We start from the raw sequence: 16,047 nt of genomic DNA, 5'->3' as shown, positions 1-16,047 counted from the left end.
GGATGACTGGCTATGGAAAATCGTCAATATTTGCCAGATTAAAAGGTGAAACATTCGTGATGAAGTATTTGTATTCCTTAGCTCTGCTAGGTTTTTCTTTTGCCCCTTGGGTGCATGCCGAAGGTGAGTTACCTAATTTCGAGCTAGGGCTAGGTGGCGGGATTGCTAAAACCGAACCTGCTTTCAACATTGACTTGACGGTAAATATACCAATTTCTAAACGATGGTCTTCCCAAATAAATTTAGACAGTGACTACATCTTTAATGATACTAACTATGAAGATTATTCCATGTCTGAGTTCAATGCGATTGGCTTTTATCGACATGATAACTGGCGTGCCGGTGCGGGAATGGGGTTGTTAGAGAAAAAGTCTCGGGATGATTCCTTTCCAACAGAGCGAGTAGGTATTGCTAGGTTTCTAGCATCTTATTATTGGCAGGATATTACTTTAGATTGGCAGTACGCTAACTATAATGACGATTTTGATCGTGCCGTATCGATGGAACTGGGGGCGCTTTGGTATCTGGATGATATTCGCAAAGTCGCCCTATACGCGGAAGATCAAGTAAGGGGAACTGGTTGGCGTCTGGAAGCTTTCATACAGCCTGAAAAGAGACGCAATCAATTGGCATATGGCGCTATTTTACGTAATGGCAAAGGTGACTCTTATCCATATGTTGGGTTTGAAATGCGATACTATTTTGATCGCACGATGCCTATAAAGCAGCGAGATAGGCTTTATCATTAGTGGGAGTCTGTTGCGTCAAACTCTAATATTGGCTGAATGACCTTCCAGTATTTATCCTCAACAGGCATGACACTTAGACGGTTTCCTTTCGCTACCAGTGGGAAGCCATTTAATTCTGCTAAGCTTTTTAACGTCGTTAAGGTTAATGTCTTCTTTAACTTGTTATCAAAACGAATTTGTACCTGATCCCACCTAGGAGCATCCGGAGAAGATTTTGGATCAAAATACACGCTCTGCGTATCCCAACAGCTAGGGTCTGGGTGCGCTTCTTTGGAGATGTAGGCCGTACCAACTATGCCGGGTGTTTTGCAGCTTGAATGATAGAAAAGTACTAGATCACCTTCACGCATCTGTCGCATAAAATTGCGCGCTTGGAAATTACGTACGCCGTTCCAGTACTCTCGCGTATTTTGTTTTAAATCATTGATTGAAAATTCATCTGGTTCAGACTTCATTAACCAAATTGCCATAATTATCCTATGCTAATGCTGTACATGTTTGCAGAAAGATACATACATTTTGTTCATTAAGCTAAGGATAGTCACTACAATAGTAAACAGGTTAAAAAAGCCTGATGTTTGAGTTTGATTGGAAGGACTATGAATCAGTTTGCTTGCAAAGAGTTCTCTGCACTAGATGCGGAACTAAAAGACGACTTGCTTGAATGCTATATCGAAGCACAGCAAGAGATCGAAGCGATTGTAAACGATATTGAGTCTGCTGGCTTTTCTCATGAGAAGCTGGACAAACTGTTTCGATCATTACATAGCATGAAAGGAAACTGTTCTGTGTGCTTCCTAGACCCTTTAGTGGATGCTTTGCATCGACTTGAGGAGATAGTGGATGGTATGCGTGGTGGCTACATCGCCTATCATACATTGCTTGGTGAACTAATAAATTTAGTATTGGACAAAGTTTTATACTTGCTTCGTCAATTGCATCAACATCATGGTGCAGACAGAGAAAAACTCGTCTTCATACAATCTTTCCTTGATAAAATTTACGCAGATGAAGATCAACAGGATCGGTTAGAGCATACCGAAGAGTTTTTGCGTCGCTTAGCTGATAACGCTCTAGAAGCCGAGCAAAAAGCCAGTAAGGAAAAGGAAAGCCTTGTTGTAAAAGTACATTTTGCCGATGAACAGCTGAGTGATATCGACCATTTTAGGCAACTTAGCTACCGGCTAAACAAGCTTCTAGGATACTCGCCTGAGCGTGGTGAACGTATTTTAAAGTTGAGCTTGTTGATTAACCAAGAATGCTCAGAACCGGTTGATAATGCTCAATTGAGTGCAGCGGCGTATATGCACAATATGGGATTGGCAATGATCCTAAAATGCGGCGATGACGAAGAAGCCAAGTATCAAGCAGAGCAAAACCATCCGATGGTCGGTGCGCAGCTTATGTCGAAACATGAAGGTTGGGAGCAAGCTTCAGAAATGGTCATGGCGTATAAAGAGCGATTTGATGGTACAGGTTACCCAGAGGGTTTGGTTGGTGGCATGATCCCGCAGGGCGCTTTTGTTCTCTCAATGGCTGTTAGATTTATCGATGTCGTCTGGGGTAAGTCAGGTGATGAATATAAAAAGAGTGCGATGAGAGCTATACAGAAAGTGAACTCTGAAAGTGGCAAAGGCATTCCGCCACATTTTATTGATGCGTTCAACCGCGCAGTGAGAAAACTTCTGGTCGCCAAGAACCGATAACGTTAAGGTTAGGCTTTTTTACGGTTTAAAGTCCTACTTTGAAATTACCTCTAGTTTATCATCCTCATTACAGTATCCCATTCCCAGATGGACACCGGTTTCCGATGGCCAAATTTCGGCTTCTGTATGAGTACTTAATTCAGCTCGAAATCCTCACGCCCGATAACTGCCATGAGCCGAGCCCATTGTCATTGTCTACGTTAATGAAAGCTCATCATCCTGATTATGTGCGGCGGTTTATTCGTGGACAGTTATCGACAGAAGAGGTGAAAGCCATTGGTTTGCCTTGGAGCGATTGGCTAGTTGAGCGAACACTGAGAGCAGTATCTGGAACACTGCTCACCACTGAGCTGGCGTTACAATATGGACTTGCGTGCCATCTTGCTGGCGGAACGCACCATGCATTTCCTGATAGAGGCGTTGGTTTTTGCATCTTTAACGACTTAGCTGTCGCGGCGACGCATCTTATTGAATCAGGAAAGGCGAGCAAAGTCATGATCATTGACTGCGATGTCCATCAAGGAGACGGCACAATTGCCTTTTTTCAAGAGGTGGAGGCTGTGCTGCCTGTATCATTTCATTGCGAAGAAAATTTTCCTGCTGTTAAGCAAAGCGGTGGTATTAATATTCCCGTGCCAAAAGCCACCGAAGACCAAGCCTACTTGAGTATTCTGGAAAAACATATCCCTAAACTATTGGACCAACACTCACCAGATTTTGTTTTGTACGATGCAGGTGCTGATGTTCACAAAGATGATCGATTAGGCTATGTAAATTTATCGGATCAAGGGATTTTAGCGCGAGACAGGTACGTGATAGAGCAAGCGTTAGACCGAGGCTTGCCAATCGCATGTGTGATCGGTGGGGGATACGATCATAATCATCAAAAAGTAGCTCAACGGCATAGTCTGTTACATCAAGCTGCCCACGAGATTTGGCAAGAGCGAGGCATGGGGTGAGTCTATAGAAACTGTGCTATAAATAATGTTCGTAATGAAAAAAGAGGGTGTTATATGCAAATTTCATCTAATGGTGGTCAATATTATGGTCAATTAGGCCTGCAGAGAAGCCAACAAAGCTTAGACCAAGCCAGTGCAAAAGTAGCAGAAGCGAGCACAAACCGTATTTCAGATGGTGCCAGAGATGGTATTCAAAGTGGTTTGATTGACGCTAAGACAAGTGAAATTAACGCCAAGGCAAATGCAAGAGTCATTGATACTGCCAATGAAATGCTCGGAACCTTAATTGATATCAAAGCCTAATGAATAATAGACGACTTAACACACTACTGTTCCGCCTTATCAAAATACATCGCCAGCCAAACAGTGGTTTCATCAGCTGAAGTTTTAATGACCCGATGTTTTGTATGCGCTGGAATGGTTATATAGTCCCCTGAATTTAACGATACAACGGTAGCGTCCTCAAAAGCAATTACACCGTACCCCTGAATAACCGTAACCCACTCATCTTGGTCTTGGTCATACCATTTCGGATCAAGACGGCATCCTGGAGGAGATATAATGTGCTTTAGAGACGAATCCTTCGTATTAATGAGTGGCAAAAAGAGCTCTTCAAGGGGGAGACTATCATTTTTATTTAAAAGGCTCTTGATCTTCATTTAACATCCTGTCTTTTCAATGTATTCATTTAATCTAAACTATTTGAAATCATTATGATACGAAATTGTTATTAGGTTGGGCTATTTGGTAAGTAACAAGTTACCTTCGATCGGAATGAATCTGCTCGCAGCTTGTATTAATGAGTCCGCTGTTAAATTTGGTACACCATAGACTTCCACCTTCTTTCCGTAAGATTTCGCCTTTTCGACTAACAACTCAAAATCCCCATCTCCTGAAACCAAGACTAAAACATCAATATGTTGGAGACTTTCCATAATATCGATCGTTATGCCAACGTCCCAATCCCCTTTAGCGGATCCATCTGCACGCTGAATGTAGGGTTTGGTTTTTACGTTGAAACCAATAGCACGTAGAATATTCTGAAATGAGCGCTGTTGTGGATCGCCTCGGTCAATGGCGTAAGCGTTAGCTAGATAAAGAGAGCGATCTGAGAGGACTGCTTGCCAAAAGTAGTTGTAATCAAAGCGCTTTTGATACGCTTGTCGAGTGGTGTAGTACACATTTTGTACGTCCACAAAAATAGCAACGGTTTGCATGAAATGACTCCTTAATTCAAGTAGACGTTACCTAGTTATTAAAAGAAAGCAAAGTATGAACGCGTTAAACTGATCGAAAGGAAGCATATTTCATATGATCAAAACCTTAGCCATCCAAAACTACCGATCCATTATTAACTTAACCATTCCTTTGGGGCAGCTAAATTTGGTTACCGGTGAAAATGGTAGTGGTAAGTCTAATCTCTACAAAGCACTGCGGTTGCTGGCAAAAGTGGGTGAGGGTGGTTTGGTTCGCTCCTTAGCAGAGGATGGCGGTTTGGAGTCAGTGTTTTGGGCTGGGCCAGAGCAAATTTCAAAACGAATGCGTAATGGTGAAGTACCTGTACAGGGTGGCCCAAGAAAAACCAAGCGCCAACTCAGGTTGGGGTTTACTGGTGAAGACTATGGTTATGCCGTATCACTTGGTTTACCTAAATTTGGCGTGGCAATGCCGACTACATCAGAAACACTGTTTAAACTTGATCCAGGGATCATGCGTGAAACGATTTGGCACGGTGACTATTACCGACCTGCCGGTGCGTTGATTGATCGACAAGATAATGCCATCAAATGCCGTAATGGTCGAAGTTGGGAGGTGATTAATTTCCATACTTCAAGTTTTGACTCATTATTTGAAGTGGCGGCAAACGCCGTTCAAACCCCAGAAGCATTCTTAATGAAAGATCGCATTAAGAAATGGCGTTTCTACGATCATTTTCGTACCGACCAAGCCGCGCCTGCACGTCAGCATCATTTGGGAACCTTCACACCAGTCCTGCATCATGATGGCAGGGATTTAGCTGCTGCTCTACAAACCATTTTAGAAATAGGGGATGCGGAAGCATTACACAGTGCGATTGACTTTGCTTTCCCAGGTTCCAGCATTGATATAGAGCGAACCCAAGAAGGCCGCTTTATTCTCTATTTTTACCAACATGGTTTACTAAGACCGTTAACGGCTTCAGAATTGTCCGATGGAACATTACGCTATGTGCTTTGGGTAGCGGCCTTACTCACGCCACGACCACCGGAGCTAATGGTTTTAAATGAGCCGGAAACAAGTCTACATCCAGATCTGCTGCCTGCGCTTGCGCGTTTAATCCGCTACGCTGCTCAACATTCACAAATGTGGGTCGTTTCACATGCATCGCGCCTTATTGCTGCTTTAGAGCAAGACGAGCAATGTCATTCGATACGCTTAGAAAAAAGCTTTGGAGAAACCATGATCCCTGATATTGATGTTCTAGATCTACCGGCTTGGCATTGGCCAAAGTGAAGTGGTATTAGTGCGATCACTCCATAGTTATGCCTGGTTTATTTTGCAGTTCATTTATTAAGGTGTCGTAAAACTCTTTAGCTAACCCAGAAAGAGGGTTGAGGTTTGAGGTAATTACCTCAAGGGGCTCAATAATGGTTGGAGTAAACGGTCTCAGCACCACATTTGGTAAATTAAAAATGCTAGAAAAGTGGTGGTAGTTTAATGCGTCAACGAGTGCCACTCCCATTCCAAGGTTAACAAATGAAAGTGCGTGAATGGTTGTATGAACTTCAATGGTGCGACGCAACCTGAGTTCCGCATTGTTGTAGGCTTTTTTCAATGCCTTTGTTGTTGCGTTTTCAGAGTCAAGCGTAATCCACGCGGTATCGATAAGCTCTTGAGGAGATACTTGCTCTAATTGCGCTGCAGGATGGTTGGCTGGCAATGCACAATAGCACGCCATATCAAATGCTGCTGAGTCGTGTTTAGAGGAACTTTGCGCTTTATCTACTAATCCTATTTGGTATTGCCCGGAAGCAACACCTTGGCGAATAGCGGAACAGCCCGATAAGTGAAGACTGACATGAACACCGGGGTTATTCGCTTTAAATTTTGCTATCAACTCAGGGAGAAATTGGTAGGACGGACCAAAAATACTACACACTCTTAGTCGACCTGAGCGATTGTTTTTTGCACTCTTAATGCTGTCTTCTAGATGGTTAACACTTTGCAGCACTCCATAAACTTCCTCGTGAAGGTACATGGCCTCATCCGTTGGAATTAGCTTGCCATTACTTCGTTCAAATAATTTATAGCCAATTTCATCTTCAAAGTTTGCCAGCATTTTACTGGCTGCTGGCTGGCTGACATACGAACGTTCCGCAGCCCGTGTAATGCTTCCAGTTACAAAAACTTCGTGAAAAATTCTGAGCTTATTTATGTTCATACAGGATAACCTTAGGTTATGGGCTCATCAAAAATATTCAGTATGATTATTAAAAAACTTCACATAAGATCCTAACTGTTAGTCGATTGATCTGCATCATTTAGCATGCATTCATTGAAGAAAAATGTTGATCAAGTACGGCTCATAACAAAAAAACATTACCACGACGATGGTACTGACACGACAAAAGGAAACTCAAATGCTAAAGCTATCGACCTCTATTTTGCTTGCTTCATCAGTGTTATCAGCTCAAACCTTTGCAGCTGAAACGACCTCTACCTTAACTCAAGTGAAAGAACGAGGTTATGTGAATTGTGTCATTGGTAACTCTTTCCCAGGCTTTTACAGTTTAAATAAAGAAGGTGAGTGGCAAGGCATGGACATTGATATGTGCCGTGGCGTCGCTGCAGCAGTATTTGGTGACGCGCAAAGTGTTAAATTTCTGCCAGTTCAGTGGGCGCAAAGTTTTACCTCTATTAAAAGTGGTAAAGGTGACATGTTGTCAAAAGGGATGACATGGACTCTTTCTCGCGATGCCGAGCAAGGTTTGGATTTTTTAGATACGTATTTTTATGACGGACAAGGCTTCATGGTGCGTAAAGATCTAGGTGTTACTTCAGTGAAAGAGCTGGAGGGGGCAACGATCTGTGTGCTGACAGGTACTTCTAGTGAATTAAACATTGCCGACTACAGCCGAGCACACAACCTAGATTTGAAAACGGTTGTCTTTGATGACTCCTCTGTCCGAAATACTGCTTTCTTTAACAACAACTGTGATGCATTGACCAATGACAAATCAGGGCTTGCTGCACAGCGCTCAGCGGCACCGAATCCAGCAGACTACGTTATTCTGCCTGAGACTATTTCTAAAGAAGCGTTGTCCTTTGCGGTCAAGCAAAATGACAGTGAATGGGCCAACGTCGTGAAGTGGACCTTTGCAGCTATGGTGGCTGCAGAAGAGTTTGGTATCACATCCGAAAACGTGGATGAGATGAAAGCAAATAGCCAAAGCCCTGTGGTCCGTCGTCTTCTCGGGGTTGAAGGAAGTTTAAACAAAGGGCTAGGTCTTCCTCAAGATTGGGCTTATCAAGTCATTAAAAATGTAGGTAACTACGGCGAAGTTTATGAGCGTAATGTAGGACCAAACAGTGTATTAGGTTTAGAGCGTGAAGGGACGCTCAACGCATTGTGGAAAGACGGTGGCATGATGTACGCCAAATCTTTCCGTTAATGTGACGTTAGCAGGAGGTTTTTCCTCCTGCTATCTACCTGATTCTTATTGGTTTAGTTTATGACTCAATCTTCTATTGCAAAAAGAGCTAACACCTCAATGAACAGTCGAACGACCACACCTAAAGTCAGCTCTAATCACGGATTGCTTAATAAAGACTCTACCAGAGCGACGGTCATTCAAGCTGTGACACTTGGACTTGTGCTGTTTACCCTGTGGTATGTGTTTGCCAATGCGGCAGAAAACCTCGATCGTTTGGGCATGTCGTTTGGATTTGATTTTCTAAGTGTGACGGCTGGTTTCAATATCAGCTGGAGTTTGATTCCTTATGACCCAAGCATGAGTTACTGGCGAGTGTTTTTTGTCGGTGTGCTTAATACCTTGGTTTTATCCTTTGCTGTGATCATTGTTGGCACCTTGATTGGAACCATTGTCGGCATCATGCGACTTTCACATAATCCGCTAGTCTCTCAATTGGCTCGCTGGTATGTGGAAGTGGTGCGTAACGTGCCATTGCTTATTCAAATTATCTTCTGGTTCACTGTCATTTTCTCAACACTGCCTGCACCTAGACAAAGCTATCACTTTTTTGATTGGGCTTTCTTGAATAACCGAGGGCTGTACCTTCCAACGGCGAGCATGTCGATTTCAGGTTGGTGGGCTGCTTTATTGATCGCAGTTGCGATGGTAAGTCTGTGGTTGATGCGTCGCTGGTCTGCCAATGTAAAACGAGAAACGGGTAAGCATCCACAAGCGTTTTACTTTGCGCTGGTGGTATGGGGAGTTGCTGTTGTCATTTCTTATGGCGTACTGTCTCAATGGTTAAGCTGGTCTATTCCAGCACTGAAAGGATTTAACTTTTCTGGTGGAGCCTTCTTGCCGGCCTCATTTGGCGCTGCCTTTGTTGCGATGACTGTTTATCGTTCCGCGGCCATTGCTGAAACGGTTCGTGCCGGCATGCAGTCCATCGATAAAGGCCAACACGAAGCCGCGTTTACGATCGGCTTCTCAAGATTTCAAACGCTTCGCTTGGTACTTATTCCACAAGCGGTAAGAGCTATTATTCCGCCGATGACCAACTCATGGCTGGCGGCGACCAAGGACTCCTCTTTAGCCGTTGCCATTGGTTTCCCAGAGTTAGTGTCCGTGTTTATGCAAACGTCAATCAACCAGACCGGACGAGCCATTGAAATTATCTCTATGGTGATGGGCTTCTACATCATTATCAGTTTGCTTATGTCGTATCTGTTAAATCGATACAACGAACGCGTTCAATATAAGGTGAGATAAATGAGTGCTTCTAAATACACAGACAACTCCGCTGTGAAGCGCTTCAAAGCCGCTCCAGCACGTCCGCCCTTGAAGCAAAATCGTGGTGTGTTTCATATTTTGCGTCAGCGATGTTTTAACAATATTGGTAACTCAGTGCTGACGTTGCTGATTCTACTGGGTGGATTCTATTTAATAAAAGGGATGCTGGATTGGGCCGTTATTAACGCCGTATTTGTCGCAGACAGTCGTCGTCAATGTATGGAAATCAGCCCAGATGGCGCCTGCTGGGCAGGCATTATCAGCTGGTTTAACGGACTTATCTACGGTCGCTATCCCATAGAAGAACAATGGCGTGTGAATGCAGGCTTTATGATTGCTGTGGCTTGGTTGCTGCCACTGATGTCCAAAGGTTTGCCATTAAGAAACTTTGTTTTGCTTTCTTGGATTGGCCTATTTCCATTCTTAGGTGGGTACCTGTTTCTAGGTGGTCAATTTGGCCAAGAACTAGGGCTGCTCCACGGCCTTATGACTAGCTTAGCACTCGCCTACTTTGTGCTTAATTACCTTAACTGGGGATTGCATAAACTGGGTAAACAGGGACTTCATGAAGTGTTTGTTCCGGTGTTATCCCAATGGATTCAGCGACGCGTTCATTTAACCAGCTTGCTACTTGTGTGGGGAGCCTTGGCGATCGCCATTGCTTTTGGCTTAACGCAAGTCTCTTTGCCTAGTGTGGCCATCGAACGCTGGGGCGGATTGTTCTTGACCTTCATCATCGCTGGCTTTGCAATCACCATGGCAATTCCAGTTGGGGTGGTGTTAGCCCTAGGACGTCGTTCCAAGTTACCTGTGATTCATTGGTTATGTCTGGTGACAATTGAGTTGGTGAGATCCGTCCCTCTAATCACCGTTCTGTTTATGGCAGTGACACTGCTACCGATCTTTCTACCAGCTGATGTGGAGTTCAATAAGCTTGCCCAAGTACTCGTTGCGGTCTGCATCTTTGCGGGTGCGTACATGGCCGAGAACATTCGTGGTGGTTTACAGGCCATACCAGCGGGGCAATATGAAGCCGCCAAAACCTTAGGGTTTGGCTACTGGCACACGATGTTGCTGGTTATCTTGCCTCAAGCACTGCGCATGATGATTCCAAATATCATGACATCGTTTATCAGCTTGCTCAAAGACACGACGCTAGTCTCCATCATTGGCTTATTCGACATCATGTTGATGGCACGAAACATTGCCAATGATAAAGATTGGATCGGCTTACACACTGAGCCTCTGGTCATGATTTCTATTCTATTTTTTGTCATTTGTTATGGCATGTCGCAATACAGTCTTAACTTGGAAAAACGTTTAAAGGTTGATCGCTAATGGCTACATTGAATACAAACGCTGCGTTGGCAAAGGAAGAAGTAAAAGCCATTGAAATCCAGCAACTGAATAAATGGTATGGAGACCATCACGTTTTAAAAGACGTTACTCTCGATATCTACGAAGGTGAAATAATGGTGGTCTGTGGACCGTCAGGCTCTGGCAAGTCCACATTGATTCGCTCTCTTAATCACTTAGAAGAATACCAAGAAGGTCAGGTAAATGTGTTTGGTCAGACTCTGGCAAGAGACCGCCAAAGCGATCAGCTGATTCACAATACCATGGGCATGGTGTTTCAAAACTTTAACTTGTTCCCACACCTTACCGTATTAGAAAACTGTACGCTTGGGTTGACTTGGTTACGCAAGTTACCAGAGAACGAAGCCAATCGAACCGCTATGAAACTACTCGATCGTGTTGGCATTGCCCATTTGGCAGAGCGTTTCCCTGGACAACTCTCTGGTGGTCAACAACAACGTGTTGCGATCTCTCGCTCATTAGCCATGGAACCCAAAATCATGCTGTTTGATGAGCCTACTTCTGCATTAGACCCAGAAATGGTGAAAGAGGTATTGGACGTCATGATCGACCTCGCAAAAACCGGTATGACCATGGTTTGTGTCACCCATGAAATGCAGTTTGCCCGACAAGTTGCCGACCGAGTGGTATTTATGGCCGATGGCGAAGTGGTTGAAGTCGGTCCACCTGAGCAGGTGCTGGTCAACCCAGAATGGGACCGAACCAGAGAGTTCTTACAACACGTGCTTTAGCTCGATGCTCTAGGAGCCCAAGCAGGGGCTCCATTACTTACCCAAGATTTACGGATTTTATCGATATGTTGGCAAAACATTTATCGACGTACACCAACATGCCTTTTTGGCTGGCAGATACGTCTTACAACCGAACTTTTCAAATAACGCCTCGCTATCAAATGCCGACAAAAGTAGATGTCTGCATTGTCGGTGGGGGCTTTACGGGAATGTCAGCGGCGATCACATTAGTGCGTGCAGGAATGAAAGTCGCGGTACTTGAAGCAGGCAGAATGGGCGAAGGAGCAAGCAGTCGAAATGGCGGCTTACTTGGCCCCAGTTTCAGTAAATTAGGCGTCGATGGTTTGGAACGTCAGTATGGTCGAGAAAACGTCCATACCTCCATCAGAGAAAGTTTGACAGCATTTAATTGGTTAGTGGATTTTATTCGTGAAGAAAACATCGATTGTGATTTAAACTTATGTGGTCGTTTCCGAGGTGCCAGTCATCCCAGTCACTATGCGGGTTTAATCGAACAAGCGGAAGAATTGGCAAAAGTCGTCGACTTTCCAGCCATTGAAGTGCCTAAATCACGTCAGCACGAAGAAGTTGGCTCTAATGCTTACCATGGCGGGGTGGTCTACCCAACGGATGGTGCGCTTCAGCCAGCAAAACTGTTTGCAGGGTTAGCTCAAATCGCTGCTAGCGAGGGGGCATTCCTGTGTGAACACACGAAAGTTCGCAAAGTTGACAAACAAGTCTCAGGGTTTAACGTGATTTACGATGGCGGTCAGTTACAGGCAGATCAAGTCATTATTGCCACCAATGGCTACACCGATGGGCAGTTCAGCGAATTCAAACGACGTTTAATACCGATCCGATCGGCTATGATTGCCACGGAAGAATTACCAGAGTCTGTCGTACAATCTGTCTCTCCAAAGCTACGTGCTCATGGCGGAACCGAACGCTTGGTAGCGTATTATCGACCTTCTCCAGATGGTAAACGCATTCTATTTGGAGGACGTGCCTTTGGTCGCGGTGATCAACCCCAGCTTTATTCGAAGTACCTTCAAGACTTTATGATCCGAACGTTTCCGCAACTTAGCGAAACCAAAATCGATTATGCTTGGTCTGGCCTAATTGCCTATACGTTTGACCATGTTCCGCATATTGGCAAGCTAGACGATATGAACTATGCCATGGGGTACTGCGGGTCCGGTGTGGGTCGAGCCAATTACTTTGGTCGTAAGGTGGCTCAACAAGTGTTGCAACTTGCCGAAGGGAAAACATCGTTTGATGCCTTCCCATTCAAAGGAAGACCGCTTTACAACGGTACGCCTTGGTTTCTGCCTGCCATTATGAAATGGCATGATTTTGCAGATCGACAAGGCTGGTAAGCATCGTTTGACAGATCTATTTAACTATTCGATCAATATAGATTAATTTTGTTGATTTCAAATGAGTAAATGAAAGACGCTTATTTCAACTGGGTTACTGATTTAAGGATGAATATTGCATTCATCCTTAACGTTTTTTTGCCTGCTTTCGGTTGTGGGCATTATAGATATTCTTTCAGTTTTTGCTTTCATCAATAATATTTGCGTATTTTGATCAATAACGAACGACATGAACAAAAGTTTCATAATCCATCCATTTATCTTTAATTAAGGCTGTTTTTTCAGTTTATGGGAAGCATTTTGGAATGGTATTTAAAGCTCTTTTTTTATTTTCTAGGAGGTCTAATATTCACCTTATCAAAACGAGACAAGCACATTGCTTGTTTCTCAACAGACATGTTGACTGCTATCTAATGCAGTTAAGATATAAAATATAAGGTGGATATTATGAACTTTAAAACTCCTGCTCTAATTGCTGCTCTTGCTCTATCTGCTTCCGCTTCATTTGCTGCAAGCGACGAAAACAACCTACTGGATGACTACTTGGATGCCCAAGCTCATGCCAAAGCATTGTCTGCACAGCTAGAGACAATGGGCATTGAATCTAACCCAAATGTAGAGTTTAACTCTCCTGCGACATTGTCTCAGAAACTTGATGCATACCAACAGAAAGTAGATGAGTTACAGTCAGAGTTTGATACGGTTCACTCTGCAAATTAACAATAAGTGAGCAGTCACAATTCCTGAATGGATTGTGTCGATCAAATCAAACCCCTAAAGGTTAACCTTTAGGGGTTTTTTGTTATCAGCTATTTCAGAACTCCATCATAACGTTACAAAACCAAAAGATATTGCTCGATATAATTCCATTAGATTTTACTGATGTTGCAGCATGACCTATGTTGTATGGATGAAAAGTGAGTGTATGGCTAGCCAAAATGGTTAAGGTGGTAAATGCAAAGTTTTTCTGATGTTGAGCTTGAAGGCGAACGACTATCTATTAAAACAGTGTTGAAGCAGATATTGCATTCAGCGAGGGAGTCATTGTGTATGGAATTTGCTTTCATATCTGAATTCAAAGATGGCTCTCGTATATTTCGTTTAGTTGATGCTGAAAACGGTTTGGAAGAAGTTCTCCAGATAGATCATGCAGATGACTTCGAAGAAAGCTATTGTTCACGAGTAGTCGATGGTCGGTTACCAGAGCTAATGCAAAATGCGATTGACTTTGAAGAAGCAAGAGCATTGCAAGTAACACATAACCTTCCCGTAGGAGCACACATTAGCGTTCCTATTTTTCGCGACGATGGTTCTGTATTTGGAACATTCTGTTGTTTTAGTCGCCAGTCAAACTATCACCTGACTAGTAAAGATTTGGCCTCACTTCGTTCCTTTAGTGACTTAGCTTCTGAATTGCTTCGAAATAGCTTAGTTGAAGACAAAACGATGTTAGAGCTTAAACATCGAGTGCTAGAAATAATTGAGAATGAGGCATTTCATATTGTCTGCCAGCCAATTTTTGATTTAGAAGAAAATAGAGTAACAGGCTATGAAACATTAACCCGCTTTAGCGAGCAATATTCCGACTTTAACACTGAAGAGTGGTTTATAAACGCTGCAAAAGTTGGGTTGACCTATGAGTTAGAATGCGTCACTGGTAGAAAGGCGTTTGAAATGCTCGAATTCGTTAATTCTGATCAATACTTAGGTATCAACGTATCTCCTGAAACGATTATGAGATGTTCAAGTATCGTGTCCATGTTTGGCGATCACGCTGAGCGGCTTGTATTGGAAATTACAGAGCATGAACATATTGATGATTACGTTGAGGTCTCAAATGCTCTGCAGCCTTTAAGAGAGTTAGGCCTGCAAATCGCAGTGGATGACGCAGGCTCAGGTTATGCTAGCTTTCGGCATATTCTTCAGTTGAAACCAGATGTTATCAAACTAGACAGGAGTTTAATTAGTGGAATTGATACCGACTCCTCACAGTATGCGTTGGCTACCGCAATTGTTGCGTTTGCAAATGAAACGAACGCTATTATTGTGGCAGAAGGGATTGAAACCCGAGAAGAGCTTAGTTGTATACAGACCTTGAACATCAAACTTGGTCAAGGTTATTTGCTAGGACGGCCAGCGCCTTTAAAGCGCTAAGCTCCATGTGAAGCTTAGCGTCTACGACTAGAAATTGCCTGGTGCGCATTGTAGGCAAGTCAGTCCTAATTTTCGCCATTGTTTTACGACCGCATCGCGGTCATCAAGCACCATCCATGGCTCAAAACCGTCGGCATGAATACGTTCAAGCAACTGCTTTTTTACTTCTTCATCAGGTACATGGTCCGCTTTTAATGGTCTTAGATAGACGCCATCGTATGGAATATTATTTTGTTGCATCCAAGCTTCAGAGTGTTGTTGGTGACTTTCTGGCCGACCTGAGCAAATGAGGATCTTTTCGCCACTGTTTTTCAGGATATTGACCAGCTTAAAAATGTTTTCAATCACGGGGGCGTCTTTCATGTGTTCAAAGAAAGGTTCCCATTGCTTCTCTTTGCCTAGTACCCAGTCTTTTACAAAAATCGGGTCAAACTCGGCTAAGGTGCCATCCAAATCGACGATGACTGCGCTGTGTTTCATAATGAATGTCCTCTGTATGGAATAAGTTCCCAACGATTGTTTCGGCCATGTTTTGGCTTTACGATAATTGGCTCTATATTGCCAATGCGTGGGCCTTCTGGCGTGCCGAATAGGGAATGATGAATCGCTCGATAAATGCCTGAGTGAGCGATGATTAAAGGTTGATCGTATTTCTCTAGGATAAGGTTGATCGTATCGATACTGCGTTTGTAGAAGTCACCCCAAGGTTCACCGTTTTCGGGCGTTGCGAAATAGTCGGTTGCGTTAGGAATAGGTTGCCCTTCAAGGCTGCCCCAGTCTCGCTCTCGAATGCCTTTAAAATGTTGTAACTCATGCCCTGGGACGGCGAGTTTGGCGGTTTGAATGGTGCGCGTTAAATCGCTAGTACACACGACTGACCAAGATTTATTAAGCAGCTTTGCAGCGTTTTTAGCTTGTTGTTCACCAAGTGCAGATAAGTGGCTATCGGTACTCCCGCCAATGCGTTTAGCGGCGTTAAAGTTGCTTTGTGCATGGCGGGCAAAAACAAACGGTTTTGAGATAAGTTGCATA

At 43.6% G+C, this 16,047-nt stretch carries 18 protein-coding genes; 12 read left to right on the top strand and 6 right to left on the bottom strand.

Annotated elements, in window-relative coordinates:
* Window positions 1–56: 56 nt before the first annotated feature.
* Window positions 57–749: a hypothetical protein gene (locus JHD44_RS07980; RefSeq protein ID WP_199462223.1), complete on the top strand. Its 693-nt coding sequence runs from the start codon at window positions 57–59 to the stop codon at window positions 747–749.
* Here the strand turns inward: JHD44_RS07980 and JHD44_RS07975 are convergent.
* On the bottom strand, window positions 746–1,219 hold the full coding sequence (locus JHD44_RS07975; RefSeq protein WP_199462222.1) for an EVE domain-containing protein: 474 nt from the start codon (window positions 1,217–1,219) through the stop codon (window positions 746–748). The two genes, JHD44_RS07980 and JHD44_RS07975, sit on opposite strands and share 4 nt — an antisense overlap.
* A gap of 129 nt (window positions 1,220–1,348) precedes the next feature.
* On the opposite strand from JHD44_RS07975, the gene JHD44_RS07970 reads away from it, so the two are divergent.
* The 3 genes from JHD44_RS07970 (at window position 1,349) to JHD44_RS07960 (ending at window position 3,717) form a co-directional block, all read left to right on the top strand.
* Window positions 1,349–2,455 (top strand): HD domain-containing phosphohydrolase, encoded by a 1,107-nt coding sequence (locus tag JHD44_RS07970; RefSeq protein ID WP_199462221.1) that lies wholly within the window; start codon window positions 1,349–1,351, stop codon window positions 2,453–2,455.
* Between the two features lie 104 nt (window positions 2,456–2,559).
* A complete protein-coding gene (locus tag JHD44_RS07965) occupies window positions 2,560–3,414 on the top strand; it encodes a histone deacetylase (RefSeq protein WP_199462220.1) in 855 nt (284 codons plus the stop codon).
* Window positions 3,415–3,468: 54 nt separating this feature from the next.
* The gene (locus JHD44_RS07960; RefSeq protein WP_199462219.1) at window positions 3,469–3,717 is read left to right on the top strand and encodes a hypothetical protein; all 249 of its coding nucleotides are present in this window, start codon (window positions 3,469–3,471) and stop codon (window positions 3,715–3,717) included.
* Between the two features lie 23 nt (window positions 3,718–3,740).
* On the opposite strand, the gene JHD44_RS07955 is transcribed toward JHD44_RS07960, so the two are convergent.
* Both JHD44_RS07955 and JHD44_RS07950 read right to left on the bottom strand, forming a co-directional pair.
* Window positions 3,741–4,073 carry a cupin domain-containing protein gene (locus tag JHD44_RS07955; RefSeq protein ID WP_199462218.1) on the bottom strand — a complete coding sequence of 111 codons (333 nt, stop codon included), beginning with the start codon at window positions 4,071–4,073 and terminating at the stop codon, window positions 3,741–3,743.
* Between the two features lie 81 nt (window positions 4,074–4,154).
* Window positions 4,155–4,631 (bottom strand): NYN domain-containing protein, encoded by a 477-nt coding sequence (locus tag JHD44_RS07950; protein WP_199462217.1) that lies wholly within the window; start codon window positions 4,629–4,631, stop codon window positions 4,155–4,157.
* 94 nt (window positions 4,632–4,725) lie between these two features.
* Between JHD44_RS07950 and JHD44_RS07945 the strand changes: the two genes are divergently transcribed.
* Window positions 4,726–5,907: an AAA family ATPase gene (locus JHD44_RS07945; protein WP_199462216.1), complete on the top strand. Its 1,182-nt coding sequence runs from the start codon at window positions 4,726–4,728 to the stop codon at window positions 5,905–5,907.
* A 16-nt stretch (window positions 5,908–5,923) separates the two neighbouring features.
* Here the strand turns inward: JHD44_RS07945 and JHD44_RS07940 are convergent, their stop codons facing one another.
* A complete protein-coding gene (locus JHD44_RS07940) occupies window positions 5,924–6,835 on the bottom strand; it encodes a LysR family transcriptional regulator (protein WP_199462215.1) in 912 nt (303 codons plus the stop codon).
* 199 nt (window positions 6,836–7,034) lie between these two features.
* Here JHD44_RS07940 and JHD44_RS07935 point away from each other — a divergent pair, with 199 nt between their 5' ends.
* The 7 genes from JHD44_RS07935 (at window position 7,035) to JHD44_RS07905 (ending at window position 15,015) form a co-directional block, all read left to right on the top strand.
* A complete protein-coding gene (locus tag JHD44_RS07935) occupies window positions 7,035–8,066 on the top strand; it encodes an amino acid ABC transporter substrate-binding protein (RefSeq protein ID WP_199462214.1) in 1,032 nt (343 codons plus the stop codon).
* A 99-nt stretch (window positions 8,067–8,165) separates the two neighbouring features.
* Complete coding sequence (locus tag JHD44_RS07930; protein WP_233401895.1) at window positions 8,166–9,356, top strand: amino acid ABC transporter permease; 1,191 nt, start codon at window positions 8,166–8,168, stop codon at window positions 9,354–9,356.
* Entirely contained in the window at window positions 9,357–10,715 is a 1,359-nt protein-coding gene (locus JHD44_RS07925; protein ID WP_199462212.1) for an amino acid ABC transporter permease, read from the top strand. It abuts the gene before it with no gap.
* The gene (locus JHD44_RS07920) at window positions 10,715–11,485 is read left to right on the top strand and encodes an amino acid ABC transporter ATP-binding protein (protein ID WP_199462211.1); all 771 of its coding nucleotides are present in this window, start codon (window positions 10,715–10,717) and stop codon (window positions 11,483–11,485) included. Before JHD44_RS07925 ends, JHD44_RS07920 begins: the two co-directional genes overlap by 1 nt.
* A gap of 65 nt (window positions 11,486–11,550) precedes the next feature.
* Entirely contained in the window at window positions 11,551–12,861 is a 1,311-nt protein-coding gene (locus JHD44_RS07915) for an NAD(P)/FAD-dependent oxidoreductase (RefSeq protein WP_199462210.1), read from the top strand.
* A gap of 447 nt (window positions 12,862–13,308) precedes the next feature.
* Window positions 13,309–13,581, top strand: a complete 273-nt coding sequence (locus JHD44_RS07910; RefSeq protein ID WP_199462209.1) for a hypothetical protein — start codon at window positions 13,309–13,311, stop codon at window positions 13,579–13,581.
* Between the two features lie 234 nt (window positions 13,582–13,815).
* Entirely contained in the window at window positions 13,816–15,015 is a 1,200-nt protein-coding gene (locus JHD44_RS07905; protein WP_199462208.1) for an EAL domain-containing protein, read from the top strand.
* Between the two features lie 27 nt (window positions 15,016–15,042).
* Here the strand turns inward: JHD44_RS07905 and JHD44_RS07900 are convergent, their stop codons facing one another.
* Together JHD44_RS07900 and JHD44_RS07895 are read right to left on the bottom strand one after the other, a co-directional pair.
* The gene (locus JHD44_RS07900) at window positions 15,043–15,495 is read right to left on the bottom strand and encodes an HAD family acid phosphatase (RefSeq protein WP_199462207.1); all 453 of its coding nucleotides are present in this window, start codon (window positions 15,493–15,495) and stop codon (window positions 15,043–15,045) included.
* Window positions 15,492–16,046 carry a histidine phosphatase family protein gene (locus JHD44_RS07895; RefSeq protein WP_199462206.1) on the bottom strand — a complete coding sequence of 185 codons (555 nt, stop codon included), beginning with the start codon at window positions 16,044–16,046 and terminating at the stop codon, window positions 15,492–15,494. Before JHD44_RS07895 ends, JHD44_RS07900 begins: the two co-directional genes overlap by 4 nt.
* Window position 16,047 lies beyond the last annotated feature (1 nt).

Source organism: Marinomonas ostreistagni (assembly GCF_016461785.1).
Classification (GTDB): Bacteria; Pseudomonadota; Gammaproteobacteria; order Pseudomonadales; family Marinomonadaceae; genus Marinomonas; species Marinomonas ostreistagni_A.
Note: the sequence above shows the minus strand (reverse complement) of the source record. Positions and strands in the feature narration are given on the sequence as shown.